Source organism: Paenibacillus harenae DSM 16969 (assembly GCF_000422465.1).
Classification (GTDB): Bacteria; Bacillota; Bacilli; order Paenibacillales; family Paenibacillaceae; genus Pristimantibacillus; species Pristimantibacillus harenae.
This window is the reverse complement of sequence record NZ_KE383842.1, coordinates 56,429-71,439: the sequence shown is the minus strand read 5'-3', so window position 1 is coordinate 71,439 and position 15,011 is coordinate 56,429. Positions and strand designations below refer to the sequence as shown.

Sequence of the window (15,011 nt, the reverse complement as noted above, 5' to 3'; positions counted from 1 at the left end):
ACGCATATAAACTAGTAGACTGTTCCATAAATATCGATATAATCGAACTACTAGACATGGCCTCTTCGCGTGAAAAGGAATTCTTTCAGTTCTAATAAGCCAAAGGAATCAACCGATTTTCAAGTTCAGCTTGCCGATGGCATCGGCCGCCATCCGCGCGACAGCCTCCGCACCTTGTTCATTAAAATGCGTATTGTCTTCGATCCCCTCCGGGTATTTCGGATATTCGCCTGGGTGCAACCATGTCAGCCACTCTCTCGATTTGGCGTCTCCCATTTCCTTGAATGCGACGGCGCTTCGGCCGCATAAATCGATGAAAGGGACTTTTTCCTGAGCGGCGAGCGCTTCCATCGACCTGGGATAATCGCCGTGCGTGTTGATCAAAAGACCGTCTACGTCAAAATGTCTGCGGCATAGAGGCGAAATGAGTACGGGATGAGCCCCCTTCGCTCTCGCTCCGTCTACATATTGCCGCAAATATTGATGGTACGTGCTCCACGGACTTGTATGTCTTTCGGCATCATCCTTACTGTCGTTGTGACCAAATTGAATGAACAAGTAGTCGCCCGGCTTGATCATTTGTAAAATTTCTTCGAGCCTTCCTTCCTCAATGAAGCTCATGGAGCTTCTCCCGCACACCGCCTTATTCACCACGCGAACGGAATCCGGGATAAATAAATGGAGCTTGTTCCCCCAACCTTGCATGGGGTACGATTCAGGTGGATAATCCGCCATGGTCGAATCGCCAGCCAAGTAAATCGTTTGTTTTCCCAAATCAACCACTATCTTTTCATTCCCTTCTCTCTTTGATGCATGAAAGATGCCGCGCCTTTAACTCCAGACCCAATCTTCCACAAAAAGCGCCGGGCTGGACTTGATTGGATTAGCAATTTCCGATATAAATATGTATTGCTAGACACTTCACTTTGTTAGAGGTTGAGGCAAAACCCATGCTAATCATCATCACCTCATTACCCTCAGCGCCGCCAGAAAGATCATACATAAATTCCGTCACTAGGGCATCATACTCAGCTTTGCGACTAGCCTACTAATCACTCTTCAATCCTGCGGTATCGAAATCGAGAAAATTCAACATCCCCGTTACCTGCCGCATAAATACCTAGACGAAGGCCAATAAACTCGCCAAACGTATTATGGTGATAACCCGAGACTTCCAATGATGAAGGATGGCGATTCCATTCTATGCCATCGGTACTGTAAAATATCGATACGGTATGATGGTCGTTCCTAAGCTTCAAATAAAGCCTGCAGCCCAGGCCTCGTACAGAATAGCCTTTGATACCTCGCCGCAGTCGATAAATTTCATGCTCCGTAAAGCAGATTCCCGCATAACAGCTGTCGTTATAAAAGAGTACAAGTCCTGCTTCAGCTTCTGGCCCGACCTTAATCTCAACTTCAGCTTCATAAGCCCGGTCGGGCGGAATGACGACGAGCGGTGCCGAATCCGCTGGTGAATCCCCTTTGGCCTTCAGCTTCAAGACGCCCCCGCCTGCTTCATAACGTTCAGGATCCAATTCCTTGTAAAATCTCCACTGCCAACCAAGTGCGGCGCCTAGGAAATCGTCAGACAGCTCCGGAGAATTCCCTTGCACCGGATTCATCTCTCCGCCCGTATCCTGCGATACGATCGGCCAGCCGTCTTCCGTCCACTCGATAGGGTCCAGCAAGGTCTGTCTTCCAAGCGTGTAATAATCCTTTTCATAGGCATGATAGACGAAATACCATCTTCCATCAGGTGTATCGATGAGCGTACCGTGCCCCTTGGACCACCAGCGTTCTTCCTTCGACCAAGTATGCACAAGAGGATTATAGGGAGAGTTCTCCCAAGGCCCTAAAGGATGTTTGCTCCTGGCTGCAACCGCCATATGGGTCGTCGCAGGACCAGCCGTTCCGCCTTGCGCGCAAATCAAATAATAATACTCGCCTCGAACAAGCAGTTTTGGAGATTCGAGAGCCATCCCCTCCACAACCCAATCCTCAGGGATTGGCCACCCTTCATAAACCGTTTGTAATTCGCCGGTAGCGGAAAGGCCGTCCGGGGCTAAGGAAACAGCCCTTCCGTAGTTTACGTACAGGTACCGTTGCCCATTCGGCGCTAGCAGGTGCCCCGGGTCTATCCCATCTACTTTCAGATCAATTGGATCAGACCAGGGACCTTCCGCTTTCTCTGCATAGATTACATAATTTGTTCCGTTAGCCGGAAAATAAATGTAAAAGAGTCCGTTCACATAGACCATATCCGGTGCCCAAACGTCTCCGACATAAGTCCGGAGAGCGTGGCAAAGGGGGACCCAGTCGGTCAGATTGCGGGAATGCCACACGAGAAGCCCTGGAGCATACATGAAAGACGAGTGTGTCATATAATAATCTTGACCTGCCCGGACTATGGAAGGATCGGGATAATCGCCCCTTAGAATAGCGATCGTTGCGTTTAATTTCGAATCGGACATGGTCCTCATACACCTCACAGAAGGATCTGCCTTATTTCAATCCCGTCGCGGCATCCCCTCGAAGATTTATTTTTGCAATAACGCTCAGACGCCGAACTTATCCGCCAGCCTCTTGGCCAACTCGTCATCCGAAAGAGGATTGCGGTGCGTGTTCTCCAAGTAAATATATTTTTCCGTTTCCGGCATCAGAAACTGCTTGTACCACGCGAAGAAATCGGGGCTGTCGCCGTGCATGCGCAGCCAGCGGCGAAGCGTGTCCATATTTTGCACCGTGCTCTCGATATTCGTCAGCCAGTCCGCCCGGAAGAAATTCGCCCACTTCCCATGCTCGGCTTCCTGCAGTGCGACCTGGCCCTTCTGATAGTTCCACATTGCTTGCGAAGCATACACGAACGCCAGCGGATAGCTGCCATCACGGTAAGCGGAGTAAGATTTTCCAAGCGCTTCGAAGCCTTCGCAACCGGATAGATGCAGCTCTACGTGCAGCAGCAAATGATCCTTCAACCGAAGGCGGTCCGGTTCCGCAAGCTCCGGAAGCAGCCGTTCGATCCGCTCCTTCAGCTCGCGCCACCCCTGGACGGCATCCGCGCATGTCCGGCGAAACCATTCGACTTGCTCCGGAAAATCGATTACTCCCGTCGCCCAATACAAGCGGTGATCCGGTTGATCTGATTTCCCCTGCAGCCAGTGTCCGACGATTTGACGGGCCGGATGATGATAGAACTCATCCCCCGCCCGGTCGTCTTCGTTCGGACCGTACGGAATCGTCCGCTGTGCATAGTCGCGAAACATCTCGGCGATTTCCGGAGAACCTGAAGGGAACATCCGGCGGACAAACGACCCAAGATGCTCTTCCGTATCCGCCTCCCCCCGCGTCCACAGCTCCCGTATCAAGTCCAGCGTATAGACATGCGGCCGGATATTGCCGCTGTTGACGAGCACGTAATCTTTTGCGCCGGCCCGAAACGCCTGCTCCAGCTCTCCGCTGATCAGACTGGCCGGTGCCGGGAACAAAGCCAAATGATTCGATGCTTGAAGATCATGAAACGTCACATGGTAGTAAATGCCGTGCTTCCCTTTTTCATGCGGCTCGGGCAAAGCCGGTACCCGCAGATTCAGGTTGCCGTGGCGCCGGGACACCATCTTGCCGTATCCATTATCCGCCCACACCTTTATAACGTCGTCTGGTACATGGACATGACCTGCTTTATACAATTCCGAGATCTCCCCATACAATGCTACGCAATACTGTGGATCGGCTACCTTGCTGCGAACCATATCGTATTGTTTGCGTACGACTCGGCTGATCATTTCTCCGCGCTTCTCGGGCGTGTCGAATGCGGGATCGTTTATCCAGAAGGGCTGGTCTCCTTGTCCTCGGAAGGATAGAACCCAAACAATGTTGCGGTCCTTCTGCTTCTCGATCGCTTCTTCCCACAATGCCTCGAACAGCTCCGAATTCTCTTGATAGCTCGCTTTCCTTCCTTCATACGCTCTCAGAAACATCTCGGCGCCTAATGGCTCTGCATGGTGGTGGGTAATCCATAATCCCATCTCCGCGGCCACATCCGCATGCACGCCGTCTTTAGGCAGATCGGTGCCGGGGATAACCATATTCCCTCCGCAGCGCAGAAGCGCTTCAAAGACAGGCTCCCATACCTCACGGGTCGGCGGGTACTGCTCCTTCCAGCCGATCAGGCAAACCTCGTCGTTGACGAACCAGCCGCGGAACCGGACGAACGGTTCCGGCGAATCGTAACCGTCAGCAGATATTTCAATTTGGCTGCGCCGTACGGGAGGAAGATCCGCCCAGAACCAGAACGGATCTACGCCGAGATGCTTTCCGCTGTATTCGAGCATGCCGTAGACCAGACCAAGATCGTCGCCCGCAATAATGTGAAGCTCCGTTTTGCCGCCGTATTTGAAGAACCGGAAGCAAAACGCCTCCGGCCTGTCCGGGCACCGGTCTTCGGGCTTCGCATATCGGATGACCACGTCGGCCGGCTCATCCTCCGCCGAGATGAGCCTTGGAACAGCACCAAGAACCTGTTCATGGTCCCGCTGCACCATTTCCCAAGCATGGCGGATAGGCGATGCCGGATTATTCGGGATGCGGTAAGTTGTATTGCGGTCAATGATAAGCGCCAATTTAAATTCCTCCCAACTGACACATACTAAAATGCAATGCACTAAGTCACATTGATAACTAGTCGAGCTGTATCCATGCCTTCTGAAACCGCGAAACATTCAACTCGCCCTTTTTTACCTGTAAGCCGAATCACCGTACTGACACATCCACGATACATATGCATCCCATTATTGTCGTATGGCTCACTTGATGAGAGATCTCCATTATCAACGGCAACGACTTCTGCCGGTCCAGTAACGCTGAAGACGACCTTTGCACTTTCGTGGAATACAGGGATTCCCTCCATGTCCTTTGCCCGAACGGTGAATAATTTTTCATAACCTTCATTCGCATCCAGATTGATTTCCTCATAATCAAAGTCAAGTCTGACCGCAGTTCCTGCTGTTTTTAACGTATACTGGCATACCTCTTTGCCGTTAATTAAGCCCCTTACCGTTACTGTTCCAGGTCTATACGGCAGATAGCCTGTGATCATTCGATTCGGATGGGAGCATGGTTTTTTGACATAAATCGGGCTATCGTTCAGCTCAATGGTTACTTCTTCACAATTCGTTGCGATCATATATGGAATGACCGCCTTGTTAAACTGGGGAAAGTTCCACTGACTTGCGTATCTTGGGGCACCCCAGTGATCCTTCATTCCCTCATCCTGCAATGAATTGTCCATTACTGCCATATATACCATCGGTTCCTCTGACCAATAGCTTTGATACAGATAAGACATCGGCTTGCGCTCATTATTTGTCCAGAACAATGAATTCGTCCGTCCTTTGGATGGATATCCCATCGATTCGCCCAAATAATCAATCCCCGTCCAAAGCATACCGCCGATGACATAATCATATTTTTCGACATCCATCCAAGGAACTTCCTCGCTGAAATTCTTCATCTGATCAGGATGTCCCTTAAAATATTGGAATGTTTCCGATCCTAGTATTAATTTATCCGGAATGGCCTTGTGGATGGCAGCATACCACGGTTCTTGGTAGTTGCAAGATATCACATCAACATGCTCTGCAATCCTCCGGACCCGCTCCACTCTTTCGTCTATATCATAAATCTCCATATCATCCACTTCATTTACGAACTTTTGAATATCGATCACTTTCGACATGTCCACTTTGCTCTCGTATTTAAAATGGGGGTTCATGGCGTAGGTAACCGGTCTTGTATCATCCATTGTTACCAGATGTTCCTTCAGCATTTTCAATATCTCCAGCATCGATGCCTGGGCTTGATTTTCAACCTCGTTGCCCACGCCCCACATGAATATACACGGATGGTTCCGGTCCCTCTTCACCATGCATTCCACATCACGTTTCCATTCCGTCTCGAAATATCTCCTGTACGAACCTCCTGTCCATTTGTCAAACGGTTCCTCATAGACAAGAAATCCTAATTCATCGCATAGATCCAGGAATTCCGATGCAAAGATATGGTGTGACGGTCGAACGGCATTGCATCCAATTTCTTTAAACTTGATAAGCCGCTCTCTCCAAATTTCCGGCGGTACGGCAATTCCCAGACAGCCTGCGTCTTGGTGGATACACAGCCCCTTCACCTTAATCATTCTGCCGTTGATAAACATCCCTTTACCGGCAACCATCTTGATTTCTCTGACACCAATTTTCAATTCAACCGTGTCAACGACTTCATCCCCTTCATAAAGGGACAATTGCAATGGATATAAATGGGGCTGTTCAGGACTCCATAGCTTTACATTTGGTATTTCGATACAGATCATTCCGTCTTCAGATTCACCTGTATAACGCACATTTTCATCTGAAATACATGCTTTTACCAAAGAGGAGACTCCGGTCATTATGGTAATGACGCCCGTATCGCCCTGAATGGCGGTTTTCACTTGAATCTCTTCCGAATTGAAATGATTCTTATAACATTCAAGCAACTTGACGGTTCTGTATATCCCTGCCCCGGAATACCATCTGTCTGCGGGAAAAGTAGTGTTGTCTACCTTGACCAGGATCTGATTGTCCCCTTCATGAATGCAATCCGTAATTTCCAGGGTAAATCTTGAATACCCGTACTTTTGACCGCCAACTTCTTGACCATTCACCCATACCGTACTGTTCTCATAAACGCCGTCAAATTGCAATTGGTAAACCGTATCCGCTTTGAGCTCTTCGAGTACAAGATTTCGTCTGTACCACCCGATTCCCCATCGGTCTCTAAATCCTTGATCCGTTCCCTGCTTCATGTCTCTATTGATTGGAGCATGAATGGCCCAATCGTGAGGAAGCTTAACGGGCTTGAAGTTTGGGTCTTCCGGCTTTTGTAATGTAAACTCCCAGCCATCCATCATCTTTGTCTCAACTCTGTACATGATACTCATCACAGCCTTTGCTGATTTTTTGCATTTTGACTCTGGTTTTACATCTTATATATTGACACAACCATTCAAGTGCAGACTTTAACACTTTCAAGTGTTACGAAGTAATCAACACTGCCGAATTGCGTGCCGTCTTTTTTATACCAGACCCCATTTTCGCCGATTACTCCGACTTTCAGCGTATAGCTTCCATGTGGAAGTTTCGGGGAAACGTATTTCATACTGGAATCCGGTACCAAACTGTAAAAATCAATAATTGCGCGATGAATAAGTTCGTCTGTGCCATCATAGATGGCAAACTCCGCATAGCCGCCATGACAATCACTTGTGCCGTAAACCATAATTTGTGATCCTTCAAAGGCATAACATACTGAATCTCCTCGTTCATTTGAACGAAATGGCAAAGGTTTATCCATTCCTTCAAGAACCGCCTGGGAGATCGATTCACTCGCCCATACCGACCAATATTCAGAAATGGAACAAGTGTCTTCTTTAACTTCGATGGGCAGCCAAACCTGTGTGGCACTTGAAGCTTGACGAGGAAATGACCAACGATCCCCCATATAGACCGGTATTGTTTTCCCGTCTGCTTCTAATGAAAAGACAAAAGAACACTGAGAATTATAGGTTAAACTGCCTTTCGGACAAAATAATCCCCTTTTATTCCAAGGTCCATGCAAGCTGTTCGAAACGAAATAATAGTTGTCATTTCTTTCCCAACTCGTTTTATTGGAGAACATCATAAAATAGTTGTCCCCGTGGCGGAACATTGCCGGTGATTCGCCGCCAGGCGCAATATTTTCCGCAACCTTTTCCACTGCAGTCAGACCGTCATCGCTTAACCGATAAATGATTCCTTCGTGAACCAATAAATAAGCTGTTCCATCCTCGTCAACGAAGGTACCCATGTCCCACATTCTAATGGGCTTGCCTTCGAAAAGCAGCGGTCCTTGAAACTTGAATGTACCGTCAATCGAATCGCAAGTTGCAAGCCCTATGCACGGATCCGTGTATTTCAAATTATCCGTGTGCATCAACATGACAAAGGTGCCGGTTTTATGATTCTTTACTACCTTTACCCGTTCACCAATTCGATCAGGGCCAAGAAGCCCTTGTTCCTGCGGCGGCAATGCCAAGCCTTCAAAATGCCAATCCGACAGGTTATAAGAGGAATAACACGAAAAACCTACGAACTTATTCACATCGTTCGTTTTGTATTCTCCAAAAAGATAGTATTTGTCTCCTTCCTTTAACACACAAGCACCGTGTGCATTGACCGTCTCCCCATGTTGATCAAACCACGGTACCCCGTTGAAAATATAAGCTTTATTCACTATATTTTTATCCTCATCCCTTAAGCGATCCGATGAACATGCCTTTGTTGAAATACTTCTGCAGGAACGGATAAATGACCAGCAATGGCAATGCCGTAATCAGGATTGCCGCCATACGCGCCGCCGGGGTGTACGGAAATATCGGTTCGATGAGTTCACCGAATTTTTGGTCGTCCAGAATTAACATCTGTCTTAAAAATACTTGCAGCGGCCACTTCGAACTGTCGTTCAAATAGATCACGGCCGAAAAATAGGTGTTCCAGTTTCCCACAATACCAAACAAGGTAAACGTGGCAATCACAGGCTTAGACAAAGGGAGGATGAGGGTTGCAAACAATCTCCACTCCCCGCATCCGTCGATCCTTGCAGATTCCTTAAGTTCATAAGGAAGCGATATGAAGAAGCCGCGTATGACGATTACGCTAAACGCACTTACGGCTCCCGGCAACCAAAGCGCCCAATACGTATCGACAAGTTTAAGCTCGGATACAACCAGGTAAGTTGGGATGAGACCGCCGGAGAATAGCATCGTAAACAGAATCAAAAAATTAATCACCGATCGACCTTTGAGCCAGCGTTCCGACAATCCATATGCCAGCAAAGAAGTCAACGTCATACTGATGATGGTTCCGAAGAAGGTAATGATGACTGAGCTCTTGAACGCGCTGACGAAACTGGGGTTGTACAGTAAATATTGATAGGCTTCGAGCGTCCAGGAGCTTGGGAGGAGGAAGAAGCCTCGCGTGTAATAGTCCCCCTCCGGCGCAAACGAAGTTGACACGACATAGAACAATGGAAACAGGATCAACAGCGTGAAGACGATCAAGAAAGCGTATACTAAGACCGTATAAACCTGGTCGCCCTTCGACATTAGTTTCATTATTAGTAGACTCCCTCCTCTCCGAACCGCTTGGCGATCTTATTGGCTGCGACAATCATCACGAGTCCAACGACGGATTTAAATAATCCGACCGCGGTCGAGTAGCTAAAGTCACCCTGCACGAGACCTATGCGGTACACAAACGTTTCGAATACGTCCGATACTTGGAGGTTCAACGGATTTTGCAGTAAGAATATATGTTCGAAGCCAACATCGATAAAATTACCGAGCCGCAAAATAAACATAATCACAATGACTGTTTTGAGCGACGGCAAAGTAATATGCCACATCTGACGCAGCCTGCTGGCGCCGTCCACCTTCGCGGCCTCATACAATGCCGGATCGATCGAGGCAATCGCCGCCAAATAGATAATCGCGCCCCAACCGGCCCCTTGCCAAATATTATGGAATAACCAAATGGAGCGGAAACTCCCCGCATTTGAGAAAAAATTAATACTTTCAAACCCTAAAGCATTGAGGAGCACGTTCACTCCGCCATCCTGTGTACGGAGAAACAACATCGTGATCCCGACGATAACGACCCAGGATAAAAAATGCGGCGCATATAATATCGTTTGAATCGAATTCTTAAAATGTTTGCTGCTCACTTCATTGAGAAAAAGCGCAACCATGATTGTAAACGGGAATGCGATGAAAGTATCCAGCATATTCAGGAACAATGTGTTTTTTAACAAAAGCAAGAAGTCGTGTTCCGAAAAGAGGCGGACGAAATTTTCGAGCCCGATCCACTCGCTCTTCCAGACGCCTCGGAACGGCGAATAGTTCTTAAAAGCGATGAACACACCGAACATCGGCACGTATTTAAAAACGAGGAATACCAACAACCCAGGGAAGATCATCAAATAAAACGGGAAAGCGCGCTTCAGATAATCCTTTCTTTTATTCGCTAAAGGTATCCTTTCGGATCCAACAGACTCCGCAAGTCTAGCGGATTGATTCATGATCTCCAAGCTCCCTTCTACTGTGTCGCAACACAAGCGCCAAGATTAGAACAGGCCGCAAGTAAAGATGCGGCCTGTTAAAACCAACCTCGTGAGAGACATTATTTCTTGGCTGCTTCGTTGATTTCTTTTATAATTTGATCACCGCCGCCTGCAAGCCAGTCCTTGGAAGCCTGTTCGATATATTCGACTGGCTTGTCGCCAACAATAATCTGTGTAACCGCTTGTTCGAACTTGGTGTCCAAAGCAGCCCATTTATCCTTATACGCTTCCGAGTAGAATGTGAATCCAAACGCTGGATCCTCCCAGATATATTTCTTTGCGATTTCCTCATAGGCATTATGACGGTCGATATCTTCCTGTTCCGACCAGAGGTAGACAATGAAATCAGTGCCAGGGCGTTTAAACAGGTTGCTGTTCAAATAGCGCGGATGGTTGTTTTCCCACTGCTCAGTAACTTGATAGGTGCCGTCGGCATTCTTCGTGTAGTCGATGCCTTCAATGCCATTCTTCATGATCGAACTGCCTTCATCGGTGACCCACCAATCGAAAATTTGCAAAATCCGATCGATCTTCTCATCATCCGCCTTCGCGTTAATGACCACCTTTAGCGTGCCCGTCTTTTCGGCAGTGTTTCCTCGGACACCCGTCGGTCCGACAGGCGGAGCCATTGGCACAAGCTCCGGATTCAGGTCCGGATTGGCCTTCCCTATATCCTCTTGGAGTATATGGTAGGCGTTATGATAGTGGAACAGCCCTAACTTGTTGCCTTTCTTCATTTCATCAACTTCATTCCCTTTGCGAATCACAAAGTCTTGGTCCAGTACTTTTTCGTCGTAAGCCTTCTTCATGAAGGCAAGAAAAGCCTTATACTCCTCTACTTGCGTATGACGCGGGATCAGCTTTCCGTCTTTCTCTATCCAATCACTTGCAATGCCGAACGCATTCCGGACCTGCGGGGTCGGAACCATGCCGATCGTGTCACCGTTAACGCCGTTTTGGTCGGGGTCCTGCGTCGCAAACGCCTTAGCGATTTCATAGAAATTGTCGACCGTAAACTCATCTTCAGTGGGAAGCGGTATGCCAAGGTTATCCAACCAATCCTTGCGAATTTGTACCGTGTCCCGCGCTATCCAGGAGATACTCGGGATCCCGTATAGCTTCCCTTCCGGATTCAGCAGCTTCATCGCTTCGCTATCGAGCGGGAATACCTTATTCAGATTCGGGTATTTCGCCCATACTCCGCTCAAATCTGCGAATGCGCCTTCGGATGACCAATTCAGAAATTCGGCTCCGGAGGATCTGTAAATGTCCGGAAGATCGCCGGAGGCTGCCATAACCTTAAACTTTTCATTATATTCTGGTCCGTTAATGAGCTGCAGCTTGATGTCGACATTGAATTTCTCGTTCAAATACTTGATGGTCGCATGATCATCCGTCCATTTCCCGCCGCTCCAATACTGTGTAGCGATCGTAATCGGAATCTTCTTTTCATTTTTTACCGGTTCCGACGTTGGAGCTTCCCCCGTGTTTTCCGTCGTTGCATTTCCGCCGCTGTTGCCGGTTGAACAACCGACGACAAGACTGAGAGACAGGAACAACAATGTAACCACTTTCAAAAACTTCATTGTAACACTCCCCTGATAGTTTGTTTTGTTTACATTGTTAATTATAGATCCTTCTCAACCCTCTAAAATTGTACAATCTCACGAAATGTTATCTTTTCTTATGAACGGGATCTTTACCGAAATGACGGTCCCCTGATTCGGGAAGGAATGGATATTGACTCCGTAGTCTTTGCCGTAATAAAGTACCAACCGATTGTGCACGTTCGTAAGCCCGAGTGAGTCAGACGCTTTCACTCCATGATTTGGCTGTTCGGTGATCATCATAAGCCGTTCTTTCAGATTTTGCAGAATTACGGCATCGATTCCGGACCCATTGTCCGCAATTTCAATAATCAAGTCATTTCCTTCGGGATACGCGCTAACCATCACAGCGGCCTTCCCATTTCGGGGCTCAACCGCATATTTCACGGCATTCTCGACGATCGGCTGTATAGAAAGCTTGATAATGCGCGCGTGCAAATATTTATCGTCCACATAAACCTTGCTTTCAAAATGCCGGGTAAACCGAATGTGGATAATCTCGAGGTACCGCTTCAGCTGATCCAATTCCTCTGCAAGACTAATCTCCGACTGCTCCAGCTTTGCCGTAAACCTGTAAAATGAGGCCAAATTTTCCGCCATCTTTTCGATCTTGGGGACCCCCTCCAGATAGGCGATACTTTTGATGATATCGAGTGTGTTGTACAAGAGGTGCGGGTTGATTTGATTTTGCAGCGCTTGAATCGTCGCTTCCTTCTGAAGCAGCTGCGTCTGGACTTCTTTAAGCTCCATTTTGTATACCGTATTTACTAGCTCACTGAGCCGTCCGGCCATACGATTGAAGCTCAAACTAAGCAACTGGATCTCATCGCCCCCTTGAGTGACGGGCGCTCGTACGGTTAAATCGCCGGTCTGCAGCTTTTCCATCGCTCTCTTCAGCTCAATCATCGGTCTTGTAATACGATTTGCTGCGAACGGTACCGATATCATAATAAGCAGAATGAGCAAACCCATCACGACGACGGCGGATATCTGCGCGATTTGCAGACCGGTGGCCATCTCCCCCAGAGGCACCAACGCAATCGTCTTCCAACCGGTCAGTTCGGAAATGCTGTAGGAAACCAGATACTGATTGCCCTGCCATGTCTGAAGGGAGTTCGGCTTGCTAAGCGTAAGCCACGAAAGCTCGGTTTCCTCGATTGGGGAAGCAAGCATATCCTCGCCGGGGTGGTATACGATTCTTCCGTCCGGGGATACCATAAGGATGTAACCGGTATCGCCTATCCGCATATTACCAATCATGTTCTCGATTTCGGTCAATCTCATATGCAATACAAGCCGGCCCGATAGGGTTGTGTCTTTCACGTCAAAAATTGGAATGGCGACAGCAATGAGCGGAATGGTTCGACCGTCCTCGTAGAACGTCGGGAATATTTCCAATTTTGTATTCAGGGGCCGCTCGTACCACGGAAGTCTTGCCAGCTCGGTATCCGTGGAAGAGCCCGATGCCTGCAAAACTCTCCGATCCTGCGACATGAGATAGATGTTCTCGATCTCGGGATAATTAAACGCAATGTACTTGTTGAGAATTTCTCTGATCATGTAACGATTCTCCATACTCATCGTCGAATCGTCCCTGAGCCAATCCTGAATCAAGCTCGAATTGTTCTGCTGCAGTATGCTTGAATAGCGCAGCACACCCGCATTCATGGCGTAGGTGGATCTGGCAATCTGTTGAATATAAATTTCCAACTGATGATTTAGACCTACCGTCGTGGTTTCGGCGATATTGTAAAAATCCTGCTGCGTCGCCCGGCTGTAGTAGAAGTGAGAGATATAGTTCATGGATAATACAGCGACCAATGCGATACTGATAAAGCTGGCGACGATTTTCTGCCTTAAGGACAAACGTTGGAACAGCTGCTTCATTTTCACATCCCCATACCCTTTCGATACTCATTCGGGGACATCCCCGTCACATTTTTGAACACCCGTATAAAATAATGCTGGCTTGAAAAGCCGACCTTCTCGGCAATCAAGTAAATCTTATCGTCAGAGCTCCGAAGCCATTCCTTCGCCTTCTCAACCCGTACCTGGTTAATATAAGCAATGAGCGACTCTCCGGTATACCTCTTAAACAGCGAACCGAAATGGGAGATGCTTAAACCCGTATACTCCGCCATTTGTGTCAGTGTAAGATCGTCCTGGTAATGCTCATGAATGAAATCGCATGCCGATTTAATGATTTGTTTGAATTCCTTTTTATTGCGTTCCGGGTGAAGAAACCAGGATTCCGCCAATTTGCCCAGATGCTGCCGAATTTCCTGATCCGGAACCCCGCTAAAGTGAGACATCAAGGAATGCTTCGCTTCGATGCTGTTGAGCAGGGAGCTGATCTTTGATTCCACAATCCGGAGCAAGCTCAAATAAGCGCCGTAGTTTACATGTTTGATCGTGCGAATATTGTCAACAAGCTGATACAGGCGTTTCATGCCCCCTGCAGGGTCGATATCGTTGATCGTATCGAAAAACGTCTGGATATTAATCAAATAATGGTTCATTTTCTCAATTTCCGTCAATTTCCCCATCACTTCGAACATAGCGTCTTTAAGTTCTTCCCGTTTTACAGGCTTAAGCAGATATTTATTGACCCCGTAACTGATTGCTTGTTGCGCGTATTGAAAATTTTCATATCCGCTGATGATAATGACCGCCATCGGGATCTTATTCTCTGAGATATTCCGCACCAGCTCCAGACCGTCCATCACCGGCATCATAATATCCGTTATCAATACTGTCGGCCACAATTGCTGAATCATGTGCCATGCTTCTATGCCGTTCGTTGCGTCGCCTACGACTTTAATATCATGGCCGAAACCCTCTACCATCTCTACAATGGCCGCTCTGATCCAAGGCTCGTCTTCCGCTACCAAAACTTTAAGCATTTTGTAACCTCCCGCATCATTTTCTAATAATCGAAACATAAGGAGCCCCCGTCCGAAATGATGATGAGGGCTACAATAGGGCAAGTTATTTCGCGGAAGCTCCCGGAAATGGCTGCGAGTTCATTTCATCCTCATCATATCGGACAAATAAGCTCTTACCTGGTTAGACATTTCAAACTTTCGGGCAAGATGGGAAGTTTTTTAAAATGAAATCGTTTCATGTGACATTTCCTTTTTCTAAAATTATGCTTGTACCCTTTAAGAAAAACAAGTCTTTCAATTGTTCAACATAATGGTATTAATGTGAGGGTAG

General features: G+C 47.7%; 10 protein-coding genes. All 10 read right to left on the bottom strand.

Features of this window, described 5'->3' with window-relative positions; all coding sequences use genetic code 11:
- Positions 1-108: 108 nt before the first annotated feature.
- The 10 genes from H581_RS0110435 to H581_RS0110390 all read right to left on the bottom strand — a co-directional run bounded on the left by H581_RS0110435 (position 109) and on the right by H581_RS0110390 (position 14,698).
- Complete coding sequence (locus H581_RS0110435; protein ID WP_028609936.1) at positions 109-783, bottom strand: rhamnogalacturonan acetylesterase; 675 nt, start codon at positions 781-783, stop codon at positions 109-111.
- A 269-nt stretch (positions 784-1,052) separates the two neighbouring features.
- On the bottom strand, positions 1,053-2,471 hold the full coding sequence (locus H581_RS0110430; RefSeq protein ID WP_051250648.1) for a family 43 glycosylhydrolase: 1,419 nt from the start codon (positions 2,469-2,471) through the stop codon (positions 1,053-1,055).
- Between the two features lie 84 nt (positions 2,472-2,555).
- Positions 2,556-4,619, bottom strand: a complete 2,064-nt coding sequence (locus tag H581_RS0110425; protein ID WP_028609934.1) for a glycosyl hydrolase 115 family protein — start codon at positions 4,617-4,619, stop codon at positions 2,556-2,558.
- Between the two features lie 41 nt (positions 4,620-4,660).
- Positions 4,661-6,964: a glycoside hydrolase family 2 TIM barrel-domain containing protein gene (locus tag H581_RS0110420; protein WP_028609933.1), complete on the bottom strand. Its 2,304-nt coding sequence runs from the start codon at positions 6,962-6,964 to the stop codon at positions 4,661-4,663.
- Positions 6,965-7,038: 74 nt separating this feature from the next.
- The gene (locus H581_RS0110415) at positions 7,039-8,304 is read right to left on the bottom strand and encodes a family 43 glycosylhydrolase (RefSeq protein WP_036718452.1); all 1,266 of its coding nucleotides are present in this window, start codon (positions 8,302-8,304) and stop codon (positions 7,039-7,041) included.
- Positions 8,305-8,317: 13 nt separating this feature from the next.
- Positions 8,318-9,184: a carbohydrate ABC transporter permease gene (locus H581_RS0110410; protein WP_028609931.1), complete on the bottom strand. Its 867-nt coding sequence runs from the start codon at positions 9,182-9,184 to the stop codon at positions 8,318-8,320.
- A 2-nt stretch (positions 9,185-9,186) separates the two neighbouring features.
- Positions 9,187-10,146, bottom strand: coding sequence for an ABC transporter permease (locus H581_RS0110405; RefSeq protein WP_036718450.1), 960 nt, complete (start codon positions 10,144-10,146; stop codon positions 9,187-9,189).
- Between the two features lie 101 nt (positions 10,147-10,247).
- Positions 10,248-11,774: an extracellular solute-binding protein gene (locus H581_RS0110400; protein ID WP_028609929.1), complete on the bottom strand. Its 1,527-nt coding sequence runs from the start codon at positions 11,772-11,774 to the stop codon at positions 10,248-10,250.
- A 78-nt stretch (positions 11,775-11,852) separates the two neighbouring features.
- Positions 11,853-13,682, bottom strand: coding sequence for a cache domain-containing sensor histidine kinase (locus H581_RS0110395; protein WP_028609928.1), 1,830 nt, complete (start codon positions 13,680-13,682; stop codon positions 11,853-11,855).
- A 2-nt stretch (positions 13,683-13,684) separates the two neighbouring features.
- Complete coding sequence (locus tag H581_RS0110390) at positions 13,685-14,698, bottom strand: response regulator transcription factor (RefSeq protein WP_028609927.1); 1,014 nt, start codon at positions 14,696-14,698, stop codon at positions 13,685-13,687.
- Between the last annotated feature and the right edge of the window lie 313 nt (positions 14,699-15,011).

Excerpts from the sequence above, each read along its gene's own strand:
- H581_RS0110430 (WP_051250648.1), bottom strand. The coding sequence starts at position 2,471 with ATGTCCGATTCGAAATTAAACGCAACGATCGCTATTCTAAGGGGCGAT.
- H581_RS0110420 (WP_028609933.1), bottom strand. The coding sequence starts at position 6,964 with ATGTACAGAGTTGAGACAAAGATGATGGATGGCTGGGAGTTTACATTA.
- H581_RS0110410 (WP_028609931.1), bottom strand. The coding sequence starts at position 9,184 with ATGAAACTAATGTCGAAGGGCGACCAGGTTTATACGGTCTTAGTATAC.
- H581_RS0110405 (WP_036718450.1), bottom strand. The coding sequence starts at position 10,146 with ATGAATCAATCCGCTAGACTTGCGGAGTCTGTTGGATCCGAAAGGATA.
- H581_RS0110400 (WP_028609929.1), bottom strand. The coding sequence starts at position 11,774 with ATGAAGTTTTTGAAAGTGGTTACATTGTTGTTCCTGTCTCTCAGTCTT.
- H581_RS0110395 (WP_028609928.1), bottom strand. The coding sequence starts at position 13,682 with ATGAAGCAGCTGTTCCAACGTTTGTCCTTAAGGCAGAAAATCGTCGCC.
- H581_RS0110390 (WP_028609927.1), bottom strand. The coding sequence starts at position 14,698 with ATGCTTAAAGTTTTGGTAGCGGAAGACGAGCCTTGGATCAGAGCGGCC.